Source organism: Actinophytocola glycyrrhizae, assembly GCF_042653545.1.
GTDB classification, from domain to species: domain Bacteria; phylum Actinomycetota; class Actinomycetes; order Mycobacteriales; family Pseudonocardiaceae; genus Actinophytocola; species Actinophytocola glycyrrhizae.
In genome coordinates this window covers 346130-369835 of record NZ_JBHSIS010000022.1, presented here as the reverse complement: position 1 = coordinate 369835, position 23706 = coordinate 346130, and the positions used below count along the sequence as shown (strand labels likewise).

19 protein-coding genes are annotated in these 23706 nt (G+C 70.8%); 6 read left to right on the top strand and 13 right to left on the bottom strand.

The annotated features are described in order from the left end of the window. Positions 1-64 precede the first annotated feature (64 nt). From rpmA to ACFPCV_RS32735, 4 genes are all read right to left on the bottom strand, one after another. Positions 65-322 (bottom strand): 50S ribosomal protein L27, encoded by a 258-nt coding sequence (gene rpmA / locus ACFPCV_RS32750; RefSeq protein ID WP_378060682.1) that lies wholly within the window; start codon positions 320-322, stop codon positions 65-67. 13 nt (positions 323-335) lie between these two features. Next, positions 336-647, bottom strand: coding sequence for a 50S ribosomal protein L21 (rplU, locus tag ACFPCV_RS32745; RefSeq protein WP_378060679.1), 312 nt, complete (start codon positions 645-647; stop codon positions 336-338). 156 nt (positions 648-803) lie between these two features. Further along, on the bottom strand, positions 804-3962 hold the full coding sequence (locus tag ACFPCV_RS32740; protein ID WP_378060677.1) for an Rne/Rng family ribonuclease: 3159 nt from the start codon (positions 3960-3962) through the stop codon (positions 804-806). A 221-nt stretch (positions 3963-4183) separates the two neighbouring features. Next, a complete protein-coding gene (locus tag ACFPCV_RS32735; protein ID WP_378060675.1) occupies positions 4184-4933 on the bottom strand; it encodes a TIGR03936 family radical SAM-associated protein in 750 nt (249 codons plus the stop codon). A 219-nt stretch (positions 4934-5152) separates the two neighbouring features. On the opposite strand from ACFPCV_RS32735, the gene ACFPCV_RS32730 reads away from it, so the two are divergent. Then, entirely contained in the window at positions 5153-6655 is a 1503-nt protein-coding gene (locus tag ACFPCV_RS32730) for a S8 family peptidase (protein WP_378060673.1), read from the top strand. Here ACFPCV_RS32730 and ACFPCV_RS32725 read toward each other — a convergent pair whose 3' ends face one another. Beyond that, positions 6656-8578, bottom strand: coding sequence for a TIGR03960 family B12-binding radical SAM protein (locus tag ACFPCV_RS32725; RefSeq protein ID WP_378060671.1), 1923 nt, complete (start codon positions 8576-8578; stop codon positions 6656-6658). A gap of 157 nt (positions 8579-8735) precedes the next feature. On the opposite strand from ACFPCV_RS32725, the gene ACFPCV_RS32720 reads away from it, so the two are divergent. Then, positions 8736-9146, top strand: coding sequence for a DoxX family protein (locus ACFPCV_RS32720; protein WP_378060669.1), 411 nt, complete (start codon positions 8736-8738; stop codon positions 9144-9146). 30 nt (positions 9147-9176) lie between these two features. Here the strand turns inward: ACFPCV_RS32720 and ACFPCV_RS32715 are convergent, their stop codons facing one another. After that, a complete protein-coding gene (locus ACFPCV_RS32715; protein ID WP_378060667.1) occupies positions 9177-9992 on the bottom strand; it encodes an ABC transporter permease in 816 nt (271 codons plus the stop codon). Then, positions 9989-10789, bottom strand: coding sequence for an ABC transporter permease (locus ACFPCV_RS32710; RefSeq protein ID WP_378060665.1), 801 nt, complete (start codon positions 10787-10789; stop codon positions 9989-9991). The genes ACFPCV_RS32715 and ACFPCV_RS32710 overlap by 4 nt, the downstream gene beginning before the upstream one ends. A 226-nt stretch (positions 10790-11015) precedes the next feature. Between ACFPCV_RS32710 and ACFPCV_RS32705 the strand changes: the two genes are divergently transcribed. After that, a complete protein-coding gene (locus ACFPCV_RS32705) occupies positions 11016-11738 on the top strand; it encodes a hypothetical protein (RefSeq protein ID WP_378060663.1) in 723 nt (240 codons plus the stop codon). A 6-nt stretch (positions 11739-11744) separates the two neighbouring features. On the opposite strand, the gene ACFPCV_RS32700 is transcribed toward ACFPCV_RS32705, so the two are convergent. Beyond that, positions 11745-12662 carry an ABC transporter ATP-binding protein gene (locus tag ACFPCV_RS32700; protein ID WP_378061178.1) on the bottom strand — a complete coding sequence of 306 codons (918 nt, stop codon included), beginning with the start codon at positions 12660-12662 and terminating at the stop codon, positions 11745-11747. A gap of 296 nt (positions 12663-12958) precedes the next feature. On the opposite strand from ACFPCV_RS32700, the gene ACFPCV_RS32695 reads away from it, so the two are divergent. After that, positions 12959-14848, top strand: coding sequence for a hypothetical protein (locus tag ACFPCV_RS32695; protein ID WP_378060661.1), 1890 nt, complete (start codon positions 12959-12961; stop codon positions 14846-14848). A 16-nt stretch (positions 14849-14864) separates the two neighbouring features. Then, entirely contained in the window at positions 14865-16424 is a 1560-nt protein-coding gene (locus ACFPCV_RS32690) for a hypothetical protein (RefSeq protein WP_378060659.1), read from the top strand. A gap of 21 nt (positions 16425-16445) precedes the next feature. Here the strand turns inward: ACFPCV_RS32690 and ACFPCV_RS32685 are convergent, their stop codons facing one another. The 5 genes from ACFPCV_RS32685 to ACFPCV_RS32665 all read right to left on the bottom strand — a co-directional run bounded on the left by ACFPCV_RS32685 (position 16446) and on the right by ACFPCV_RS32665 (position 22538). Further along, positions 16446-17591, bottom strand: coding sequence for a hypothetical protein (locus ACFPCV_RS32685; RefSeq protein WP_378060657.1), 1146 nt, complete (start codon positions 17589-17591; stop codon positions 16446-16448). Between the two features lie 106 nt (positions 17592-17697). Continuing rightward, positions 17698-18105 (bottom strand): nucleoside-diphosphate kinase, encoded by a 408-nt coding sequence (gene ndk / locus ACFPCV_RS32680; RefSeq protein WP_378060655.1) that lies wholly within the window; start codon positions 18103-18105, stop codon positions 17698-17700. A gap of 62 nt (positions 18106-18167) precedes the next feature. Beyond that, a complete protein-coding gene (locus tag ACFPCV_RS32675; RefSeq protein ID WP_378060653.1) occupies positions 18168-18554 on the bottom strand; it encodes a DUF4233 domain-containing protein in 387 nt (128 codons plus the stop codon). Then, positions 18551-19888 carry a bifunctional tetrahydrofolate synthase/dihydrofolate synthase gene (gene folC, locus ACFPCV_RS32670; RefSeq protein ID WP_378061176.1) on the bottom strand — a complete coding sequence of 446 codons (1338 nt, stop codon included), beginning with the start codon at positions 19886-19888 and terminating at the stop codon, positions 18551-18553. The genes ACFPCV_RS32675 and folC overlap by 4 nt, the downstream gene beginning before the upstream one ends. 10 nt (positions 19889-19898) lie before the next feature. Next, complete coding sequence (locus ACFPCV_RS32665) at positions 19899-22538, bottom strand: valine--tRNA ligase (RefSeq protein ID WP_378060651.1); 2640 nt, start codon at positions 22536-22538, stop codon at positions 19899-19901. 144 nt (positions 22539-22682) lie between these two features. On the opposite strand from ACFPCV_RS32665, the gene ACFPCV_RS32660 reads away from it, so the two are divergent. After that, positions 22683-23648, top strand: a complete 966-nt coding sequence (locus tag ACFPCV_RS32660) for a hypothetical protein (protein ID WP_378060649.1) — start codon at positions 22683-22685, stop codon at positions 23646-23648. Positions 23649-23706 lie beyond the last annotated feature (58 nt).

Genomic DNA, 23706 nt, shown 5'->3' with positions numbered 1-23706 from the left:
AAAAGAGGGACGGGCCGCACACTCGCCGGCCCGCCCCTCGTGGGGTCTTGCTTCGATCGCGGGCTCAGCCCTCGACCGGGACGATGTTCACGGTCTTGCGACCGCGCTTCTCGCCGAACTGGACCGCGCCCGCGGCCAGGGCGAACAGCGTGTCGTCGCCGCCGCGGCCGACGTTGACGCCCGGGTGGAACCGGGTGCCGCGCTGGCGGACCAGGATCTCGCCGGCGTTGACCTGCTGGCCGCCGTAGCGCTTGACGCCGAGGCGCTGGGCGTTCGAGTCGCGTCCGTTGCGGGAGCTGGACGCACCCTTCTTGTGTGCCATGGCTGTTCAGCTCCTACTTGGTCTTGATGCCGGTGACCTCGACACGGGTCAGCTTCTGCCGATGCCCCTGCCGCTTGTGGTAGCCGGTCTTGTTCTTGAACTTGTGGATGCGGATCTTCGGGCCCTTGGTCTGAGCCACGACGACGCCGTTCACGGAAACCTTCGCCAGGGCGTCGGCGTCCGCGGTGACCTGGTCCCCGTCGACGACGAGCAGCGCGGGGAACGTGAGCTCGGCGCCCGGTTCACCGTCGAGCTTCTCGACCTCGACGATGTCGCCGACGGCGACCTTGTACTGCTTGCCGCCGGTCTTGACGATCGCGTACATCGGACGCAACTCTCCTGCTACTCGACTGCTTCGGAAAACCTTGGGGCTACGCGGCGACCGGGCGAGATGACACCGAGCTCGCGCACGAGTCGGCCCACCTTCGCGGCGGGCCGACCTACAGGATACGTGCCTGCCGGAACGACGACCAAACCGGGGTCAGCCATCGTGCCGCACCGAGACCGGCGGACCTGCCGGACGCGACGCCGCACGGCGTGGCTGCCTGCGCGGCGGCGTCGTTGGCGCGGGCACCGACGGCTCCTCCTGCTCGGCGTTGCCGTTGGTCTGCTCGTACTCACCTTCACCGGGTTCGGGCGACGCCGCGGCCGTCCGTTCGGCAGTGGGTCCGTCAGCTGCCTGCTCGACGCGATCCCCGGCTGCCTGGGCGGCCGGGGCCACGACGGCGGCGGGCTCGGCATCGGCAGGTTCGCCGGTGACGAGTTCGTCCGGCACCGGACCGTTGGCGGTGTGCTCGCCGGCCACGGCCGGCACCTCGTCCGCGGTGACGGGCGCGGGCTCCTCGGCGGTCCGCTCGCTGCCGGCCGCCTGGCCCCGGTGACCACCGTTGGTCTCGGCCCGGCTCGCGGCCTCGGTGTCGTTGGCGTGGCTCGCGGCGCGTGCCTCCGCGCGGCGCGAGCGGCTGCGGTGCCGACCGCGTTCGCGGGTGGGCTCGTCCGCACGGACCTCGGACTGAGCCGCGGGCTGGGGCTCTGGCTGCGGGTCCGGCTCGACGGTGTCGTCCTCGCCGGACTCGCCGGGGGTCTTCGTGGTGGCCTTGGCGATGTCGCGAACGGCTTCCTTCGCCGCCTGGGCTGCGGCCTCCTTGGCCGCGTCCTTGTTCTGGGTCTTGTCCTTGCCCTCGTCACCCCGGCCGCGTGAGCGGCGGGTTCCCCCACGGGACGGCTCGGTGTGCGTGTGGCCGTTCGCGCCGCCCGGCTTGGTGACCGGCTCGGTCGTGACCAGGACGCCGCGGCCCTTGCAGTGCTCGCAGGTGGTGCCGAACGCTTCGAGCAGGCCCGTGCCGACCCGCTTGCGGGTCATCTGCACCAGGCCAAGCGATGTGACCTCGGCCACCTGGTGTCGGGTGCGGTCACGGCCGAGGCACTCCGTCAACCTGCGGAGGACCAGGTCGCGGTTGGACTCCAGGACCATGTCGATGAAGTCGATGACGATGATGCCGCCGATGTCGCGCAGCCGGAGCTGCCGGACGATCTCCTCGGCGGACTCCAGGTTGTTCCTGGTCACCGTCTCCTCGAGGTTGCCGCCGGAGCCGGTGAACTTCCCGGTGTTGACGTCGATGACGGTCATCGCCTCGGTGCGGTCGATGACCAGGTAGCCGCCGGAGGGCAGCCACACCTTGCGATCCAGGGCCTTGAGCAACTGCTCCTCGATGCGGTACTCGGCGAAGACGTCGGCGTTGCCGACGTGCTTGCGAACGCGGTCGACGAGTTCGGGCGCGACGTGGCGGACGTACGCGTCGACGGTCTCCCACGCGGTGCCGCCCTGGACCACGAGCGCGGAGAAGTCCTCGGTGAACAGGTCGCGGACGACCTTCACCAGCAGGTCCGGCTCCTCGTAGACGAGGGACGGCGCACCGACCTTGCGGACCCCGTTGGTGCCCTCGGTCTTGTCCTTGATGACCTGCCACTGGGCCTGGAGCCTGCTGACGTCACGCGCCAGCTCCTCCTCGCTGATGCCCTCGGACGCGGTGCGGATGATCACCCCGGCGTCCTCGGGGACGACGCGCTTGAGCACGTCCTTGAGGCGACGGCGCTCGTTCTCCGGCAGCTTGCGGGAGATGCCGGTGGCACCTCCACCCGGCACGTACACGAGGAAACGGCCGGGGAGGCTGATCTGGGTGGTCAGGCGGGCGCCCTTGTGGCCGACCGGGTCCTTGGTGACCTGGACGAGCACGCTGTCGCCCGTCGACAGGGCCTGCTCGATCTTGCGGGCCTTGCCTTCGAGACCCGCGGCGTCCCAGTCGACCTCGCCTGCGTACAGCACGGCGTTGCGGCCGCGGCCGATGTCGACGAACGCGGCCTCCATCGACGGCAGCACGTTCTGGACGCGGCCCAGGTAGACGTTGCCGACCAGGGAACCAGTGCCGGCCGAGGTCACGAAGTGCTCGACGAGCACGCCGTCCTCGAGTACGCCGATCTGGATCCGGTCGCCGCGCTCGCGGATGACCATCGCCCGGTCGACGGCCTCACGGCGGGCGAGGAACTCGGCCTCGGACAGGATCGGGGCGCGGCGGCGGCCTGCCTCGCGGCCGTCGCGGCGGCGCTGGCGCTTGGCCTCCAGGCGGGTGGAGCCGCGGACGCTGCGCACCTCGTCACGACCGTCGGACTCGACCTTGTCCTTGTCCTCGCGAGCCTCGCGGACGTGGACGACCGTGTTCGGCGGGTCGTCCTCGGTCGGGTTGCCGCTCTCGTCGTCGGCACCGCCGCGACGACGGCGCCTGCGGCGACGGCGGCGGGTCGCCGCGTCCTCGCCATCGGCCTGCTCCTGGTCGTCGGTGTCCTCGGCCTCGGGCTCCTCCTTGGCCTTGCGCCTGACGGGCTTGTCGGTCTTGTCCGGCTTGTCGGTCTTGTCCTGCTTGGCGGCCGGCTTCTGCTCCTCGTCGGCGATCTCGTCGCCGGCGTCGTCCTGGCCACCCTTGCCGCGGCCACGGCCACGGCGGCCACGGCGGCGACGCGGCCTGCCTTCCTCGCCGTCCTCGCCGGTCGTGTCCTCGGTCTCGTCCACCTCGTCCTCGACCGGCGCCGGCTCGTCGTCCTTGGGACGGGCGGCCGGACGAGCCGGTGCCACGGGGGGCTCCGGCGGGAGGAACAGCGGTGACGCCGACGCGAACACCGGCGTGGGCGGCGTGGCCCTGGACGGCTGCGGTGGCTCGGCCGCCCGGGCGGCCTTGGCGGGGGGCGCGCTGAAGCCCGGCGTGTCCGCGATCCTCGACCCGCCCTGCTGGGTGCCGGCGACAGGACCGGCCTGCGCGGCGGCCTCCGACGCGACCTCGGCCGGCGCCGGGGCCCCGGCGCCGGCCTGCTCGGTCGTGGCCGCCTCCGCGTCAGCCGGGTCGGCGGCGGTCACGCCCAGCGCCTCGGCCACCCGCAGCGCCACCTCGCGGTCGATGCTGGACTGCACGCTGCGACCGCCGACACCGAGTGCGGTGACGGCGGCGAGCACCTCGCGGCTGCTGTGGCCCAGCAGCTTGGCAAGCGCGTGCACACGGATCCTGGCCGGCAGGTCCGCGAGTGCGGCGGCAATGGGTGTGGTGGGGTGCCCGCCGGTGTTTCCGGCAGGCGTCGACATATCCGACATGTAGCTCCTTCACCCCCGGGCGCGTCCATCAGCACCGATGCCGTGGGCATCAGCACTCTCGGACGCGGCCACACAGGGGCCTCGTTGTCCTCGCCTCACCGTGCTCCTCCGGTGAAGCGTGTTGTCTTTCCGCCGCTGGGCGGCGGGAATCCTCGCCTCTCGCCATGCACACCGGGCAGGCCGGTGACCATGGCAGGTCAGTCACAACGCAGCGCCGGGCGTCACCCGAATGTCGAAACCCGCACGGCCCGGTCCAGGGCCAACGGGTCGGACAGACCTCCGCTGTCGTCGAGCCGTCCCTGGGCCATCCGGGTCGCCTTCGCGGGCACCGGCGGTTCCAAGGCGGCGACGACGCGGAGCGCGCTCAGCACGTCGTCCGGTCGAACGGCAGGTGTCAGCTGCCGGACAACCACGTCGAGTATCCCACACGGGTCGGGTGGAGTGGTTGAAGGAGACACGACCGGGTCATCTTCGACCCGTCCGGTGACGATCGCGGAGCGCGCGTCGATGGTGCGCATTCCGTGCTTGGTCAGGCGTTCGACCTCGACAACCTCCGCCGCGAGCAGCCGCTCCCACGCCGCTTTGAGCGTGTCGGACGCCACGCCGGGCAACTCGATCCGCCACCGGCTCGCCTCCATGCGGTCCGCGAGTGACTCACCGCCCGCGCCGACCGGCACGCCGACCGCCTCCAGCAGGTCGAGTCCCGGCGGCATGGCCGCGTCCAGCATGCGGACCAGCTCGTCCGGCTCGAGCACCTCGACCAGCTGTATCTCGACGTACTCGGCCTCACTCGCCACCCCGGTCGGCGACGCGCCGATCCAGGAGATCTTCGGGTGCGGGTTGAAGCCCTGTGAGTACGCCATCGGCACCCGTGCCCGGCGCAACGCGCGCTCGAACGCGCGGGCCACGTCCCGGTGTGAGGTGAACCTCAGCGGACCGCGCTTGGCGTACCGAAGCCGCAGCTTCTGCACCGCCGAGGCGGAGGGGTTCGGGCGGTCGTCGCGGGTCAGCGCTACTCCTTCTGGTGGTATCCAGCTGGTCCGGTGGTGTTCAATTGCGGATGCTGGCACCGTACCCCCAGGTCCAATTCCGGCTGTGAGCTTGTCTGTGGAGCGGCAGTCTGGCTACCGTCCGGACAGTGGAGTGCCGGCGCTCCCCAACCGGCCGCCCCAACAACATGGAGGTCGCCCGTGCCTCTGCTGCGCCGTCTACCGGCGGCAGCGGTCGGTGCCGCGGTGTTCGCGACATCCCTGGTGACGACCGGCATGACCGCGAGTGCCCAGGCCGCGGACCCACCGCGCGACACGTGCACGACCGACAGCGCCGAGCTTCGGTACCTGATCCTGCTCGCCCCCGGCACCACCCAGCCGGACGCCGCCGACGAGATCGCGGCGTCGTGCGGCGCGCTCACCGCCTACTACCCCCAGATCGCCGTCGCGGTGGCCAGCTCGGCCGACAGCGGCTTCGCCGAGCGCATCGGCACCGACCGGGCGTTCAGCGCGGAAGGGGCGCTGGCGGCGCAGCAGGGCCCCCGCAAGGACGAGACCTCCGCGGAGGCGACCGCCGCCACCGATCCGGTCGAAGTGGACGGGACGGACCGGACCGGCGAGCAGTGGGACATGGCGATGATCGGGGCGGACCGGGCTCGCCGGATCAACCCGGGCAGCAAGGACGTCGTGGTGGGCGTCCTCGACTCCGGGGTCGACCCGAACCACCCCGACCTGACCGCGGCGCTGGACCGCACGACCTCGGCCGGGTGCCTGTCCGGCAAACCCGACCCGGCACCCGCCGCGTGGGAGCCGACGGCCTCGCCGCACGGGACGCACGTGGCAGGCACGATCGCGGCGGCCGACGACGGGCACGGCACCGCCGGCGTGGCGCCCGGCGTGCGGATCGCGTCGGTGAAGGTGGTCGACGACCAGGGCTACATCCTCCCCGAGTACGCCGTGTGCGGGTTGATGTGGGCCACCGCCAACAAGATGAAGGTGACCAACAACAGCTACTTCGTCGACCCGTGGCTGATGACGTGCGACCGGGACAGTGAGCACGTCGTGTACGAGTCGGTCCGGCGCGCGGTGGACTACGCGACGCAGCAAGGCGTGCTGACCGTCGCGGCGGCCACGAACGAGGGCGCCGACCTGGCCGACCCGAGTGGACGGACCGCCGAGAACCCGGTCGCCTCCGGCATGGCGAAGGGCCAGGCGAAACGGCGCACGCTGGACGGCAGCTGCAAGGTGCTGCCCGCCGGGTTGCGTGGCGTGGTCGCGGTGTCCGCGGTGGGCCACAACGAACTGAAGGCCAGCTACAGCTCCTACGGCCTCGGTGTGGTCGACGTGACCGCGCCCGGCGGCGAGACGAAGCCGAAGGCGTACGAACCGTCCGGCGCCAAGCAGGACGACAACGGCTGCGTGCTGTCCACGGTGCCGGGCGGGTACGACCGGTTCTGCGGCACGTCGATGGCCACCCCGCACGTCGCCGGTGTCGCCGCGCTCATCGCATCGGAACACCCGGACGCGACCCCGCAGGCGATCACGAAGATGCTGACCGAGGACGCGGAGTCACTGCCGTGCCCAGCCGACTACGACCTGGACGACACCGGGGCACAGGACGCCTACTGCACGGGTTACAAGCCGTACAACGGGTTCTACGGACACGGCCTCGTCGACGCCACGGCCGCCGTCACCGGGAACTGACTACACGGGAGTGACCGGCAGCAGCTTCCTCCCGGTGGGGCCGATCTCGATGTCGGTGCCCATCGCCGGGCAGACGCCGCAGTCGAAGCACGGGGTCCAGCGGCAGTCGTCGAGCTCCTGCTCGGACAGGGCGTCCTGCCAGTCGTCCCACAGCCAGCCCTTGTCGAGGCCCGAGTCGAGGTGGTCCCACGGCAGGACCTCGTCCCCGGCGCGCTCACGCGTGGTGAACCAGCCGATGCCCACCCCGAGTGGCTCCAGCTCGGCCGCGGCGGCGGAGGTCCAGCGCTCGTAGGAGAAGTGCTCGCTCCAGCCGTCGAACCGGCCGCCCTCGCGCCACACGCGCTCGATGACGCGGCCGACGCGACGGTCCCCACGGGAGAGCAGTCCTTCGACGAGGCTCGGCTTGCCGTCGTGGTACCGCATGCCGATGTTGCGACCCAGGCTGCGGTCGGAGTTCACGGCCTCGCGCAGTTTGCGCAGCCGGGAGTCCACTGTGTCCGGGTCGCACTGCGCGGCCCACTGGAACGGCGTGTGCGGCTTGGGGACGAACCCGCCGATGGAGATGGTGCAGCGGATGTCCTTGCGGCCACTGGCCTTCCGGCCCGCACGGATGACCTCCTGGGCCATCGCGGCGATCTGCAGCACGTCGTCGTCGGTCTCGGTCGGCAGGCCGCACATGAAGTACAGCTTCACCTGCCGCCAGCCTCCTGCGTACGCGGCGCTGACCGTGCGGATGAGGTCGGCCTCGGACACGGTCTTGTTGATGACGCGGCGGATCCGCTCGCTGCCACCCTCCGGCGCGAAGGTCAGTCCGGAGCGGCGGCCGTTGCGGGACAGCTCGTTCGCGAGGTCGATGTTGAACGCGTCGACCCGGGTCGACGGCAGCGAAAGGCCGGTGTTCGTGCCCTCGTACCGGTCCGCGAGGCCCTTGGTGATCTCGGCGATCTCCGAGTGGTCCGCACTGGACAGTGAGAGGAGACCGACCTCCTCGAACCCGCTCTTCTCCAGTCCCTTGTGGACCATGTCGCCGATGCCCTGGATGGACCGCTCGCGCACCGGCCGGGTGATCATGCCGGCCTGGCAGAACCGGCAGCCTCGGGTGCAGCCGCGGAAGATCTCGACACTCATCCGCTCGTGCACGCTCTCGGCGAGCGGGACCAGCGGCTGCTTCGGGTACGGCCACGCGTCGAGGTCCATGGTTGTGCGTTTGGCCACCGTCGCTGGCACGCGCTCGCGGTTGGGCGTGATCGGGTTCAGCGCACCGGAGTCGTCGAACGTGACGTCGTAGAACTTGGGGACGTACACGCCGCCGGTCTCGGCGAGCCGGGTCAGCAGCTCGTCACGGCCGCCGGGGCAGCCCTCCTGCTTCCAGGCCCGGACGATGCCGGTGATCTCGAGGACCGCCTCCTCGCCGTCGCCGAGTACGGCGGCGTCGACGAAGTCGGCGATCGGCTCCGGGTTGAACGCGGCGTGGCCGCCCGCGACGACGACCGGGTGCTCGCCGGTGCGGTCCCTGGCGTGCAGCGGGATGCCCGCGAGGTCGAGCGCGGTCAGCAGGTTGGTGTAGCCCAGCTCGGTCGAGAAGCTGACTCCGACCAGGTCGAAGGCACCGAGCGGGCGGTGGGCGTCCACGGTGAACTGCGGGACGCCGTGCTCACGCATGAGCGCCTCGAGGTCCGGCCACACCGCGTAGGTGCGCTCGGCCAGCACGTCGGACAGCTCGTTGAGCACCTCGTACAGGATCATGACGCCCTGGTTGGGCAGGCCGACCTCGTACGCGTCCGGGTACATCAGCGCCCACCGGACGGCGGTGGCGTCCCAGTCCTTGACGGTGGAGTTCAGCTCCCCACCGACGTACTGGACCGGCTTGGACACCCTGGGCAGCAACGGCTCCAGACGGGGAAAGACCGACTCAACACTCATAGTGGCCCAAGGGTAACCCCAGCCCGCGGCGCCGCGCGGTGGCGGCTCTCCCCCGCTCCGGTCACCGATCACCACACGCCGTGGCGGTACGTGTTGCCATCGTGATCTCACGGGTGGACAGTTGAGCCCTGAACCATCCCCTTCGACGGAGGTCGGTATGGACGTCGTCGCTCTCATCGGTCGGATCCTCTTCGTGCTCCTGTTCCTCGGATCGGCCTTCGGCCATTTCACGCAGTCCGCGGCCATGGCCGGGTACGCCGCGTCCCGCGGGCTGCCGCAGCCCAGGCTGGCCGTCATCGGCAGCGGCGTGCTCATGCTCGTCGGTGCGCTCATGGTGCTGCTCGGGATCTGGCTCGACCTCGGCGCCCTCCTGCTCGTGCTCTTCCTGGTGCCGACGGCGGTCCTGATGCACCCGTTCTGGAAGGAGACCGACGCGACGAACAAGCAGAACGAGATGGTCTCGTTCCAGAAGGACATCTCGCTCGCCGGTGCCGCCCTGCTGATCCTCGCGCTGTACGCGGGCCACGGCGCCGACCTCGGCCTCACGATCACCGATCCCCTGTTCTGACGGCCACCGCGCGCCCTGCTGCCCGCGCGTTCAGCGCAGCAGCAGGGCACCGAGCCTGCGCGCGGACACGACCACACCCAGCGCGGCCATCACCGCGAAGTACGCGAGGTGCCAGAGCACGCCAACCTCGACGACGCCAGCGCACAGGTTCCGCATCAGCTCGATCGCGTGGTAGAGCGGCAGGCACCGCACCACGACGCGCACGACCGCCGGGTAGACCTCCAGCGGGAAGAACGTCGCCGAGAACAGGAACATCGGCATCAGGGCGAGCTGGATGAGGTCGAAGTCCTGCCACGACCGCATGAACGTCGTGCAGGCCATCCCCACCGCCGCGAACGAGAACGCCACCAGCAGGGCGGCGGGCAGCGCGAGCAGCGCCCACGCCGACGTGAGCAGCCCCATCGCCAGCATCACGCTCAGGAACCCGCCCGCGTAGAGGCCACCGCGCAGCAGCGCCCACGCGATCTCGCCGACGGCGACGTCGAGCGGGCCGAGCGGGGTCGCCAGCATCGCGTCGTAGAGCTTGGCGTACTTGTACTTGAAGAAGATGTTGAACGTCGCGTCGTACACGGCGCCGTTCATGGCGGACGCGGCGAGCAGGGCGGGCGCGACGAACGCGACGTAGCTGACCGGCTCGCCCCCTGGCCCTGTCACGTCGCCGACCAGCGCGCCGAACCCGACCCCCATGGCGAACAGGTAGAACAGCGGCTCGCAGAACCCGGAGACGACGGTGAGCCAGGCCCGGCGGTTCACCAGCAGCGACCGTTCGACGAGCACGTGGGCGCGGCCGGCGTACATGCCCGTCGGCAGCACCCGCAGCAACAGTCCGCCACCGGCGGCCGTCATGCCGCCAGCCTTCTGGTGAACGTGCGGACGCCGAACCAGGCACCTGCCGCCAGCAGCACCAGCAGGTAGGCAACATGGCCCGCGGCGTCGAGCAGCGGCAGGTCACCGAACGCGGCACCCCTGCTCAGCTCGGTGCCGTGCCACAGCGGCGTGACCCAGGCGAGCGGGCGCACCACCTCCGGCAGCTGTCCGACCGGGAAGAACGTGCCCGCGAACAGGGTCATCGGCATCACGACGAACCGGAACAGCGCGCTGAACTGCTGCCCTTCGGTCCGCAGCGTCGCCGAGTACGCGGCGACCGGGGCGGCGAAGGACAGGCCGGCGAGGATCGACACCAGCAGCGAGCCCAGCACCCCGAAGCCGGTCAGCGCGCCGAGCACGGCAGCCACGCCGAGGTAGGCGGCACCCGAGACCGCGAGCCGCAGGCCAACCCACGCCAGGTGCCCCGCGAAGATCTGGGCCGGCGTGATGGGCGAAGCGGCGATGCCGAGGTAGGTCTGCTGCCACTTGAACGCCGACAGGATCGGGTAGGTCGACTCGAACGCGGCGATCTGCACCGCGGTCGCGGCGAGCAGCGCCGGCGCCAGGTACACCACGTACTCGCGGCCGCCGGTGGCCGCGGCCGGTTCCACCTGTGACCCGAGACCGAAACCGAGTGCGAGCAGGAAGAGCACGGGCTGACCGACGCTGGACACCACGGTGGCGCGCCAGTTGCGCCGGTACCAGGTCCACATCCCCTCGACGACGATGAACGCCGCGTGCGCCGGGCCGAGGACCCGGCCGCCTGCCTGCCCCATGTTCGTCCTCCTCGCCCCATCATCGCCGCCAATCGGGCGATGGTGGAAGGACCATCCGGATGACGAACCACATTCCGTGCCCAAAGCTTCACTCGTTCGCGGGCTGCTCTCGGTCGGCCGCACAGGCCACACTTTCTGGTGGTTCGCTTGCCTTGGAGGAAGACCGCCGGTGGCCCTGCGCGCACGTCCCTCACGTCACGACATGGCGGCGATCCATTTTCTTTCCGTGGCAGCGGATCTCATGGACGCCTACCTGCAGGCGGACCCGGTCGACGACGCCCAGTCGCAACGCCTCGGCCACATCACCTTCCCCACCGCGCTGGACTGGCTGCGCACCGACGACGTGATCCGGCTCGCGCCGTCGTGGTCCGGCGAGGCGGCCCGCCGCCGGGCCTTCTTCAGCCGATGGGCCACCCGCGGGGACTTCCTCGCCGACGCGGTGGTCTACGCGCTGATGCGGGAACAGCCCGCGATCCCCGCACCCCGGCACGACAGCGATGTGCCGGTCTCCCAGTACATCGCCGACGTCACCGACGACCTGCTGGCGAACCTGGTGCAGCACCCGAGGAGCTACCTGGTGCTGCACCTCGCCCCGCTGCTGCCGCGCCACCCGCACCTGGCGGCGGCGTTCGCACCTGGTTCGCGCGCGGCGACCCGCGCGTGGACCGACATCTACCGCAGGCTCGCGGACGGGCTCGACATCGTGATGCGTCCTGAGTGGACGTTCAAGCGGCTGTCGTCGGTGCTGCAGGCCATGGTGGACGGTTTCGTGCTCCGGCACCGGGTGCGGCCGCAACAGCATCCGCGCCACGGCTGGCAGGACGCGAACATGCTGGCGGACGCGGTGATCGCGTTGCTGCTCGGCGCCGTGGACTGGGACCTCACCGGACAGTCCGGCCGGGCCACCCTCGACGGGCTGGCGACGCCCCGGCCGGTGCGGCGGATCTGACCGGCGCTAGTCGACCAGGGTGCGGCCGGTGAGGCGCAGGAACACGTCCTCGACGGTGCTGCGCCGCACCAGGCTGGACACCGGGTCGACGCCACGCTGGTGCACGGCGCTGAGCACCGCCTCGCCGTCCGCTGCGTACAGCAGCACCCGGTCCGGGAGGGCCTCGACGCGGTCGGCGAGGCCCGCGAGCCGCTCCTCCACGGCGACGGGATCCTCGCCCGGCGGGAAACGCAGCTCCACCACCTCCTTCGTGGAGTAGCGGCCGATCAGTGCCGCCGGGCTGCCCTCGGCGGCGATCCGGCCGCGGTCCATCACGACGAGGCGGTCGCACAACTGCTCGGCCTCGTCCATGTAGTGGGTGGTGACGATGAGGGTGACGCCGTTCTGCTTGAGCCGGAACAGGCGGTCCCACAGCAGGTGGCGTGCCTGCGGGTCGAGCCCGGTGGTCGGCTCGTCGAGCAGCAACAGCTCGGGGTCGTTGATCAGCGACCGGGCGATGGTGAGCCGCCGTTTCATGCCGCCGGACAGGGCGTCGACCTCGTCGTCGGCACGCTCGGTGAGCTGTGCGAACGCCAGCAGTTCGGCGGCCTTGGCGCGCACGTGGGCCTTCGAGAGACCGAAGTAGCGGCCGTAGACGTGCAGGTTCTGGCGGACCGTCAGCTCGGTGTCGAGGTTGTCCTGCTGCGGGACGACACCGAGCCGTGCGCGGATGTGCGGGCCGTCGCGCTCGGGATCCATGCCCAGCACCGTCAGCTCACCACCCGAACGCGGTGACACGCAGCCCACCATCCGCATGGTCGAGGACTTCCCGGCCCCGTTCGGCCCCAGGAACCCGAACGCCTCCCCGCGCCGGACCTCGACGTCGATCCCGTCGACCGCCGTGAACCGGCCGAACCGCTTCACCAACCCCCGGGCCCGTACCAGTGTCACGTCCTCACCCACGCCCCCGCACACCAACCAGCCGCCACGGTCGACACTTTCGACCGACACCACCACCGGTACCGGTGGCTGGGACTTCGGTGATCGGCCATCGGTATCAACTGAAAGCGACTCCGGCGTCCCGCGCAATGGTCTGATCAGGCTAATGACGCGATATTCCGCCCGCTGTCCGACGGCCTGGTCTAGGGTTTGACGCGAGCGGAGGAGAGGGGATCCGCGTGCCGATCGCCGACGAACGCGTCTATGGGTTGAAGGGTGTAATCGATCTCGTCCGCGATTTCATGACACGAATCGAGCGGAACGGGTCCCTGTACAGCGAGAACCTGCCGGTCATCGTGATCGAGGGATTCCGGGGCACCGGGAAGTCGGCCGTTCTGTCCAAACTGGACCGCATGTTGGACCAGGTCCCGCATGCCCGCCTCGATGTGGAGACGAACCGGCACGCGTCGGCGCCGGAAGTGCTTTCCGCGATCGCGTTCGACCTCAGCCGGAAGTACCCGAAGTACACACTGCGGTTCCCCCGATTCATCATCGGTCAGCTCGTCATGCGGCTGGACCTCGATCTGACCGATCATTCCCTGGCGTGTCAGAACGTCGAAATCGCACTGGAGCGCTACCGAAATCTGGATACCGTTCGCGAGGTCCTCGCGGACACGGCGGGAAGTGTTCTCGCCAGTATGAGCGGCAGCGTGGGGGTGCCGATCAATCCACCCGCCAGCCTGATGCGGTATATCGTCACCTGGCTGTCCAGGCGGGCGCCGAACCGGCAGTCGAGCCTCGGCGCCTACCGGGACTGGTACGGCCACCGCGATCTCGGACTGCGCAACGACCCCGTCGACGTCCTGGTGGACCTCAACCGCTGGGCGACCGACCCCGACGAGGAATACAGCCGGGAGCGGGTCGACGAACTGCTCTGGTCGGCGTTCCTGGCCGACCTGCGCTCGGAGTTCGACCTCGGCAGACGGGCCGGCGAGCGGTCACTCAACTGCGTGGTCCTGCTCGACAACGCCGACACCGAACTCGGCCGCCGCTTCCTCGCACAGCTGGTCCACGCCCGCCGCGAGCGGATCGTCGGTGAGCCCGACGGTGCCGACCCGCTGACCGTCGTGGCCACGAGCCGCGGCACCCTGCTGGCCGAGGTGCCCGACGCGGACCAGGTGCGGGTCACACCGGAGGACCTGCGAGCCGGCCGTGCGCACCACCCGGACTGGTCGCGCTACTGGTGGGTCGGCTGCCGGCTCCCGGACCTGACCGAGGACGAGGTGGGCCGGGCGATCGCCGACCTGGGCCTGCTTCTGGGCAGGCACCAGCGGCTGACCCGGATCGTGTACGACCTCACCGCCGGGCACCCCGCGTCGACCAGCCTGGTGCTCGACGCCATCGCGAAGGACACGCCGGGCAAGTGGTTCGAGCCGGCGGCCATCCTCGACCGCCGCGGCCAGCAGGCGCCGACGACGGCAGAACAGATGCTCGACCGCCTGCTGGAGGGCACGTCCGATGCGGCGCTGTGCGACCTGGTGACCTGCGCGCCCGCGCGGCGACGGGGGCAGGCGCTCGCCCTGGCCGGCCGGGAGCACCTGCTGGTCCACAGCCCGGCCGCCTACGCGGAGACCATCGACCCACTGCTGTGGCCGCCGGAGGAGTCGGCCGGGCTGAGTGTGCTGCGCAGGCTGCTCACGCGCCGGCTCGCGGAGCGGACCGGCACGGACGAGCCGGGCTGGTCGGAGGTGCACGCGCAGTTGCGCCACATCTGCCAGGCCGAGGACGACGAGGCGGGCGTGCTGTACCACGCCCTCGCCGACGGCGAGGTCGGTTTCGTTGCCGCCCACCTGCACCGGCGGCTGACCGAGCTGCCGTGCGCCGGGTGGTACGAGCTGATCACCTCGGTCGCCGCGGCCCCGCGGCTGCCCCGGACCGGCGGCGCGCCCGTCGACGAGGTGCGCACGCTGGTGACGTCGGCCCGCATGGAGCCGGAGGTCGTGCCCGTCGGCAGGCTGCTCGCGGCGTTGCACGTCGCGGCCGACCCGTTCACCGACAGCCGCCGGGGTGACGTGCACCTGCAGATCGCCGACGACTGGGCCGACGTCGGCCGGCTCCGGCCCGGCGGGCCGCACGCGACGTTCCTGGAGGCCGCACGCCACCACCGCCGGGAGGCCGAGTGGTGGGACTGAGGGGGAGGACACCGGGGTGAGCGAGAGCGACGCGATCGTCCCGCCGGAGACGGCGATGGTGCGCAAACGCCGCAGGCGCACCCGCATGGCGCTGATCACGGTGGCGGTCGTCCTGGTCACCGCCGGGGTGTGGGGCGCGGTCACGGTGTTCCGCACCTGCGGATCGCTCGGCTCCGGCGTGCAGGAAATCGACGGTGATTGCGTGGGCGTCACCGACGGCACCTACGCCTTCCACCCTGATCTGGCTGACATCCAGGCGCGGATCGCGGCCGAGAACGCGAGGGTCCGCGAGCATCCGAACGGCTACGTGTCGGTGGCGCTGCTGGACCCGCTGACCCCGACCGGCCACAGTGCCCTGCCGCCCTCCGCGGTCCGCAACCGGCTCGAGGGCGCGTACACAGCACTGCGCCGGATCAATCGGTACCGCGTCGCCGGCGACCCGAACCCCCAGATCCAGCTGCTGCTCGCCAACCAGGGCAGCAGCGACGACCAGTGGCGGCACGTGCTCACCCGGTTGCGGGAACTGAGCGAGGCCGAGCCCCCGCTTCTCGGGGTCATCGGACTCGGGGTGAGCACCGCCCGCACCAAGCAGCAGGCCGAGGATCTGTCCGGACTGGGCATTCCCATGGTCGCCGCCGTGCTCACCGCCGACGACTTCGAGTACGACCACATCCCCGGCCTGATCAAGACCTCGCCGAGCAACCGGCACTACGTCGCGGCGCTGCGCGACTACCTCGGCAGCACGGCACTCGATTCGGCGATCATGGTTCGCGACTCGAACTCCGACCTGGGCTCGGACCTCTACACCAGGACACTGGAGGAGCAGTTCGCGACCCAGATGGGTGACTACATCAAGTTCGAGACCCAGCAGTTCACCGGCGTCTCCGGTTCAGGGGACGAACCGCCGAGCCTGTTCGACAACGTGCAGGCCAACATCTGCGCTGCGGCTGACGAGGAGGGCGTCGCCATCCTCTACGCGGGACGGGAGATCGACCTCGGCGACCTGCTCGAATCGCTGGAGAACCGCACCTGTACGAACGCCCCGCTGACGGTGCTCACCGCGGGCCTGGAGCTCGGCGAGGTGTTGAAGGACATCGACCTGCGGGCGGCGAAGCTCACGATCCTCAACGCGGCGACCGTCGACCCCGCCGGCTGGAACCGCGGGGAGGAGGGCACACCCACCTACTACGAGGACTTCCGCCTCGCCTATGTGAACGAAGAGCGGTTCTCCCCACGGCACCTGCGAGACGGTGGCGCGATCATGATGCACGACGCCCTGTTGACCGCGGCACGGGCGATCCGCCTCGCCGCACCCGAAGGCTCGGCGTCCCAGTTGACCCCGAAGATCGTGCGGACCCAGCTGCTGAACATCAACACCGGCTATGAGGTGCGCGGCGCCAGCGGCACGTTGCGGTTCAGCAAGCTGCCTGCCCGCGGCGGCACCGGCATCCCCAAGGGCAAGCCGATCCCCGTGATCCAGTACCCGCATCCCACGGACGAGGAACTCCCGTCGCAGCGGGTCGGACGGCTGTGCGTAATCACGACCGGCCCCGGCATACTGCGGTGCGGGGCCTGACGGGTTGCCGGGGCGCGCCGGTCAACCCGAGCGGCCGAACCGCTTCGTGAAGCGGTCGAGCTCCGCTTCGAGGGCCTTCACCTTCTCGCGGATCATGTCGGCCCGCTCGTCCGCGTTCGCCAGCAGTTCGTCGTCGGCCGCGGTCACGGTGATGCCACGGGCCCGCACGGTGGCGATGACCGACCGGTTGACCGCCGGGTCCACGAGCACCAGCGCGGACACCACGCCCGCGTTGAGCTCCTTGCTCCGCCCGAAGGACGCCTTGTAGACGACCTCGGCGGGGACGCGCAGGTCCAGCTCGAACTTCTCGAGCTCGTTCTTGGCGGTCGCGATCGTGATGGTGAGGAGGGCCTGGCCCAGCGCGTCGAGGAGCCGCTTGCGGCCGGGGAACCAGGGCATGGGCAGGTTCTCGACCTGCTGCTGGACGGCGTCGCCGACGAGGTAGTCCACGACGTGCCTGGTCCGCAGCTCGGTGACCTTCCCCCACGGGACGTCGTCCCCGTCGAAGGCGATCTCCTGGGGCGAGTAGGCGACACCGCCGAAGCGGTTCAGCCTGACGACGAGACCGCGCACGCGCTTAGGCACCTTCGGGTGCTCGGCCAGCAGGTCCCCGACGCCGATGGACCAGTTGCCCGGGATGGGGCCCTCCGGTGGCCTGCGCCTGGCGAGGAGCTGCTGGAACATCTCGACCAGCTCACGCACCTCGGACGCGTCAGCGTGGTCCTCCGGCTCGTCGGCGAGGCTGGGCTCGTCGGCGGGACCGCCCGACACGACGGGACCGGCGTCCGGGGCGTTGTGCCGCAAGGCTGGCCCGGCGCCCTGGGCGGGGAAGGCGCTGCCGGGAGTGCCGAGACCGGCTGCGGGCCCGTTCGGTGACGGGAAGCCACTCGCTCCGATGGCCGGGACGTGAACGCTTGGAAAGCCCTGTGGCGCGGCCGGAACGGGCCGCAGGGCGACAGGGCTGTGGGGAGTCGCGGTCTGTGCGCCCGGGATCACCTGGGTCACGTCCGGGGCGTCGATGTCGACGACCTGTGTGGCGTCGGGGTCGTCGTCGGCCATGCGGCGGGAGGCGGCCTCCGCCGCGTCCTTGACCTTCTCGGCCGCCTTCTCCGTCGCCGAAAGGGCGCCCTTGACCAGCCCGCGACCGATCCCACCGATGTCTGGCACCTGTACTCCCGCACGTCCGGACGACGCGCACACATTAACGCCTGACCTGCGGTGTCCGGGGGCGAATCGCGGGGCTCGGCCTGCGTGGCCGAGCCCCGTCATGGGCTCAGACGCCCGGGAACCAGAGGTCGATCTCGCGCTTCGCGGACTCCGTGGAGTCGGAACCGTGGACGATGTTGTACTGGACCTCGATGGCGAAGTCGCCGCGGATGCTTCCGTTCGCGGCCTGCACCGGGTTGGTGACGCCCGCCAGCTGGCGGAACGCGGCGATGGCGTTGTCGCCCTCGACGACCATGGCCGCGACCGGGCCGGACGTGATGAACTCCAGCAGCGACTCGAAGAACGGCTTGCTGGCGTGCTCGGCGTAGTGCTGCTCCGCGACGCTCCGCTCGACGTTGCGCAGCTCCAGCGCGGCCAGCTTCAGGCCCTTGCGCTCGATGCGGGAGATGACCTCACCGACCAGGCCACGGCTGACGCCGTCCGGCTTGACCAGGACCAGGGTGCGCTCGCTCACGACTGTGGGTACTCCTTCATGGGGGAACTTGCTGCGCGCGAAAGCCTAGCTGGCGGGTTTCGCTACTCCGACTGGGTCGGCTGCTGGCTCGGCAGACGCCCCTCCGCCATGCGGCGGGCCACGTCGTGGCGCATCCACAACAGCGCGGCCCACACCAGCCCGAACACCAGGCCCAGCACGCCGAGGACGTCGACCGCGAACCAGCACGCGATCATCACGACCTGCAGACCTGCCGCGACCCACCTGCCCCACGGGCGGCGCAGGAACGCGCAGGTCACCAGCAGTGCCAGGGCCAGCGCACCGACCAGCACGCCCTGCCACGTGCCGAGGCCCTCGCCCAGCTTCGCCACCACCGGCAGCGCCAGCAGGACGACGATCACCTCGAGCACGAGCGTCGCCGACATGACGCCGACGAACGACCGCATGGGGTCGACCGGTTTGGTACTCATACCGGTTCCCTGCCCAGCAGCGCCCGTGCCTCACCCGCGGTGACCACCGAGCCCGTCACCACGACACCGACCCCGGACAGCAGCTCCTCCGTGTCGGCCTCCGCCATGGCGAGGGCGGTGTCGATCGCGTCGTCCAGCCGGGGCCGCACCTCGACGCGGTCCGGGCCGAAGATCTCCGACGCGACCTCGGCCAGCTCCTCGGCGGGCATCGCGCGCTCGGACGAGTTGGTCGTCAGCACCAGCTCGTGGAACACCGGCTCCAGCGCGGACAGGATCCCGCGCACGTCCTTGTCCTGCATCACGCCGACGACGCCGACGAGGTTGCGGAAGCCGAAGTCGGTGTCGAGCGCGTCCGCGAGTGCCCGCGCGCCATGGGGGTTGTGCGCCGCGTCGACGAAAACGCTCGGCGTGGAACGGACCCGTTCCAGCCTGCCGGGGACGACCACCGAGGCGAAGCCCTCGCGGATCGCCTCCTGGTCGAGCATCCGCTGGGCGCCCGCGCCGAAGAACGCCTCCACGGCGGCGAGTGCGAGTGCCGCGTTGTTCGCCTGGTGCGGGCCGTGCAGCGGAAGGAAGATCTCGTCGTACGCACCGCCGAGGCCCTGCAGCTTCAGCATCTGCCCGCCGACGGCCACGTCCCTGCGCAGCACACCGAACTCCAGCCCGGCCCGCGCCACCGTCGCGTCCACCTCGACGGACCTGCGCAGCAACACCTCCGCCACCTCGGGCCGCTGCTCGGCGAGCAGCGCGATCGAGCCCTGCTTGAGGATCCCGGCCTTCTCGGCCGCGATACCGGTGATCTCGGCGCCGAGGTACTCGACGTGGTCGATCTCGATCGGCGTCACCACCGCGACCTTGGCGTCCGCGACGTTCGTGGCGTCCCAGGTGCCGCCGAGGCCGACCTCCAGCACCGCCGCGTCGACGGGCGCGTCGGCGAACGCGGCGAACGCCATGCCGGTGAGCACCTCGAACTTGCTCATCGGCACGTCGGAGCCGCGGTCGATCATCCCGAGGTACGGCTCGATGTCGCGGTACACCTCGACGTAGCGCTCCGGCGAGATCGGGGCGTTGTCGACCGCGATCCGCTCGGTCACCAGCTGCAGGTGCGGGCTGGTGTACCGGCCGGTCCGCAGACCGATGCGCGTCAGCAGCGAGTCGATCATGCGGGTGACCGAGCTCTTCCCGTTGGTACCGGCCACATGCAGGATCGGGTACGACTTGTGCGGGTCGCCGAGCAGGTCGACCAGCAACCGGATCCGTGCCAGCGTCGGCTCGATCTTCGTTTCCGGCCAACGGGTGTTGAGCTCCGACTCGACCTGCCGGAGATCGTCCATCGCGGACTCGTCAGCCACCGAAGGACTCCAGCCGCGCCGTGATCCTGGCGATGTCGGCCACCGCCACCTCCCGGCGTCCCTTGATCTTCGCGACCACCTCGGTGGGCGCCTTGTCGGTGAAGTTCGGGTTGGTCAGCTTCGCGTCACAGCCCTTCAGTTCCTTCTCGGCGACGGCGAGGTCCTTCTCGAGCCGCTTGCGCTCCGCCGCGAGGTCGACCGTGCCGGACAGGTCCAGCTCGACGTGGACGTTGCCGTCCGGCAGCGACACCTCGATCGACGCGCTCGGTGTGAACGTCTCGCCGGGCTCCTCCAGCCGCGCCAGCGACGACACGGCGGCCGCCAGCGACCCGAGCCCGGCCTCGGCGACCCCGACCAGCTTGGCCTTCACCCGCTGACCGGGTTTCACGCCCTGGTCGGACCGGAACCGGCGGACCTCGGTGACGAGCTTCTGCACACCCGCGACCCGCCGGGCGGCATCGGTGTCGGCGGCGGCGCCGGTCGGCCGCGGCCACTGCGCGACGACCAGCGACTCACCACCGGTCAGCGTGGTCCACAGCCGCTCGGTGACGTACGGGACCAGCGGGTGCAGCAGCCGCAGCACGACGTCGAGGACGTGCCCGAGCACCGCACGGGTCGAGTCGGCCCGCGCACCGCCCTCGCCGATCTGGACCTTCGCGATCTCCAGGTACCAGTCGCACAGCTCGTCCCACGTGAAGTGGTACAGCGCGTCGGAGAGCTTCGCGAACTGGTAGTCGTCGAACAGGCCGTCCACTTCGGACACGACGGCGTCGGTGAGGTCCAGGATCCAGCGGTCGGCGTCGGTGAGCTCCGTGCGCGGCGGCACCTCGGTCGCGACGGTCGCGCCGTTCATGAGCGCGAACCTGGTGGCGTTCCACAGTTTGTTGCCGAAGTTGCGGGATCCGGCCGCCCACTCCTCGGCCAGCGCCATGTCGCTGCCCGGGTTCGCACCGCGCGCGAGGGTGAACCGGACCGCGTCGGCGCCGAAGCGGTCGAGCCAGTCGAGCGGGTCGATGACGTTGCCGCGCGACTTCGACATCTTCTTGCCGGACGCGTCGCGGATGAGCCCGTGCAGGTACACGTTGTCGAACGGCTGCCTGCCGTCCATCGCGTACAGGCCGAACATCATCATCCGCACGACCCAGAAGAACAGGATGTCGTAGCCGGTGACGAGCACGCTGTTCGGATAGAACTTCTCCAGGTGCGCGGTCCTGTCCGGCCAGCCGAGCGTGGAGAACGGCCACAGCGCGGACGAGAACCACGTGTCGAGCACGTCGGGGTCCTGCGTCCACCCGTCGCCCGACGGCGGCTCCTCGTCCGGGCCGACGCACACGACCTTGTCGTCCGGGCCGTACCAGACCGGGATCCGGTGCCCCCACCACAGCTGGCGCGAGATGCACCAGTCGTGCATGTTGTCGACCCAGTCGAAGTAGCGCTTGGACAGCTCGGCCGGGTGGATCGTGGTCCGGCCGTCGCGGACCGCGTCCCCCGCCTCGCGTGCCAGCGGCTCGACCTTGACGAACCACTGCAGCGACAGCCTCGGCTCGACCACCGTGTCGCACCGCGAGCAGTGGCCGACCGAGTGCAGGTACGGGCGCTTCTCCGCGACGATCCGCCCCTGCTCGCGCAGGGCGGCGACGATCGCGGGCCGCGCCTCGAACCGGTCGAGCCCCTCGAACGGACCGTGGGCGGTGATGGTCGCCCGCTCGTCCATGATCGTGATGGCGGGCAGGTCGTGGCGCCGACCGATCTCGAAGTCGTTCGGGTCGTGTGCGGGGGTGACCTTGACCGCGCCCGTGCCGAACCCGGGGTCGACGTGCTCGTCGGCGACGACCGGGATCCGCCGGCCGGTCAGCGGCAGCTCCACCTCGGTGCCGACCAGGTGGGCATACCGCTCGTCGTCCGGGTGGACCGCGACCGCGGTGTCCCCCAGCATCGTCTCGGCCCGCGTGGTGGCCACGACGATCGAGTTGTCGCCGGTGCCGTCGACGGAGCCGTAGCGGATGGAGACGAGCTCGCCCTCGTCGTCGGCGTACTCGACCTCGATGTCGGACAGCGCGGTCAGGCAGCGCGGGCACCAGTTGATGATCCGCTCGGCCCGGTAGATCAGGCCGTCCTCGTAGAGGCGCTTGAAGATCGTCTGGACCGCCTTGGACAGGCCCTCGTCCATGGTGAACCGGTCGCGTGACCAGTCGACGCCGTCGCCGAGGCGGCGCATCTGGCCGAGGATCCTGCCGCCGTACTCGGCCTTCCACTCCCAGACCCGGTCGATGAACGCCTCGCGGCCGAGGTCGTGGCGGGTCCTGCCCTCACGGGACAGCTCCCGCTCGACCACGTTCTGGGTGGCGATGCCCGCGTGGTCCATGCCCGGCTGCCACAGCGTGGCGTACCCCTGCATGCGGCGACGCCTGGTCAGCGCGTCCATCAGGGTGTGGTCGAGGGCGTGGCCCATGTGGAGGCTGCCCGTCACGTTCGGTGGCGGCAGGACGATGCAGAACGACGGCGCGTCACTGTCCGGGTTCGGGGAGAAGTAGCCCGCGTCCACCCACCGCTCGTACAGCTCCGCCTCTACCGTGGCCGGCTCCCAGGCCGGGGGGAGGTCTGTGGGCTGCTGCGATGCGGTGTCAGTCACGCCAAAAGTCTACGAACCGCTACCGGCCGCCTGCATTCGAGTTCCTCAGCCCACACGTTGTTAACGCTCAGGTCGGTCCGATCGATGAGCTGAGCACCGGAGGATTCGTGTTTTGCCTGGTTGTGGGTCAGGGTTGGGGGGCAGGTGAAGGCTCGGCAGCGCGCCAAGGAACAGCCGGCCCCCGGGGTCGACTGGGCGGTCACCGTCGAACGTGCGGCCACCAAGGACGTGCGGCGGTTGCTGCGCGTCGTGCGGCGGCGGCGCCGTGGGCGCTGGTTCGCGGGTGGGCTCATCGTGCTCGCGGTCGGCGCGGTGGTGACGCTACTGGTCAGGAGCAGCCTGTTCGCGCCGGTGGTGGGCGACCCGGTGGCCGAGGGCACCGAGCAGGTGGGCTCGGGTGCCCAGCTGGACCTGGCGCGGCCGTTCGCCGCGACCCCCGCCGCGGATTGGGCGGACGGCGCGGCCGGCATCACGCTCCCCGAGGCGGAGCCCGTCGGCGGCTTCAGCGCCGAGCAGGTGGCCGACGCCACGGCACTGGCGCGGGACGCGCTGGTCGCGAGCCGGGTCGACGAGCGGATGCTGAGCAGGCACGACCCGGCCGGCTACCTGGGCCTGCTCGCGCCGGACGCGAGGCGGCAGCTCGAACCACTGTTCGGCGGCGGGCGCGAACCCGAGGTGCAGTCGCTCGTGAGCATGGCGGCGGCCGGGACCGAGCTGCTGCCGGTGGCGCCGAAGGTGTCCGGGTCGATGTCGGTGCGGACGGGCGACGCCGGTGAGCTGGTGGTGCACACCAACTACGTGTTCGCGTACGCGTTCCGGCCCGCGGGGCCGACGAAGCTCGTGGACGCGATGAACGTGATCGTCGTCGTGCGGGCGGACGTGGACTACGTGCTGCGCAGCGGTGACCGGTGGACGCCGGGCAGCCGCGGTCTGTGGTTCGGCGACGCGTCCGGCTTCGGCTACTCGATCGGGTGCGATGCGTACCAGAAGGGGTTCCTCGCCCCGGTCGCCGCGGAACCGTCCGTGACCGCCCCGGCCGACGACCGCGATCCCGGTGCTTTCTTCGACCCCTCCGCTCCACTGCCCGCCGGGGGCGGCTGCCGCGCCTGAGCCGGGCATGTTTCGGGACCGTCGCGCGTTGTGACGTGGAGACGGACCTTCCCGACAG

Coding starts and splice junctions, on each gene's coding strand:
- ACFPCV_RS32710 (WP_378060665.1), bottom strand. CDS start 10,789: ATGGGGCAGGCAGGCGGCCGGGTCCTCGGCCCGGCGCACGCGGCGTTC.
- ACFPCV_RS32695 (WP_378060661.1), top strand. CDS start 12,959: ATGACACGAATCGAGCGGAACGGGTCCCTGTACAGCGAGAACCTGCCG.
- rpmA (WP_378060682.1), bottom strand. CDS start 322: ATGGCACACAAGAAGGGTGCGTCCAGCTCCCGCAACGGACGCGACTCG.
- ACFPCV_RS32675 (WP_378060653.1), bottom strand. CDS start 18,554: ATGAGTACCAAACCGGTCGACCCCATGCGGTCGTTCGTCGGCGTCATG.
- ACFPCV_RS32725 (WP_378060671.1), bottom strand. CDS start 8,578: ATGAGTGTTGAGTCGGTCTTTCCCCGTCTGGAGCCGTTGCTGCCCAGG.
- ACFPCV_RS32740 (WP_378060677.1), bottom strand. CDS start 3,962: ATGTCGGATATGTCGACGCCTGCCGGAAACACCGGCGGGCACCCCACC.
- folC (WP_378061176.1), bottom strand. CDS start 19,888: ATGGACGATCTCCGGCAGGTCGAGTCGGAGCTCAACACCCGTTGGCCG.
- ACFPCV_RS32715 (WP_378060667.1), bottom strand. CDS start 9,992: ATGACGGCCGCCGGTGGCGGACTGTTGCTGCGGGTGCTGCCGACGGGC.
- rplU (WP_378060679.1), bottom strand. CDS start 647: ATGTACGCGATCGTCAAGACCGGCGGCAAGCAGTACAAGGTCGCCGTC.
- ACFPCV_RS32720 (WP_378060669.1), top strand. CDS start 8,736: ATGGACGTCGTCGCTCTCATCGGTCGGATCCTCTTCGTGCTCCTGTTC.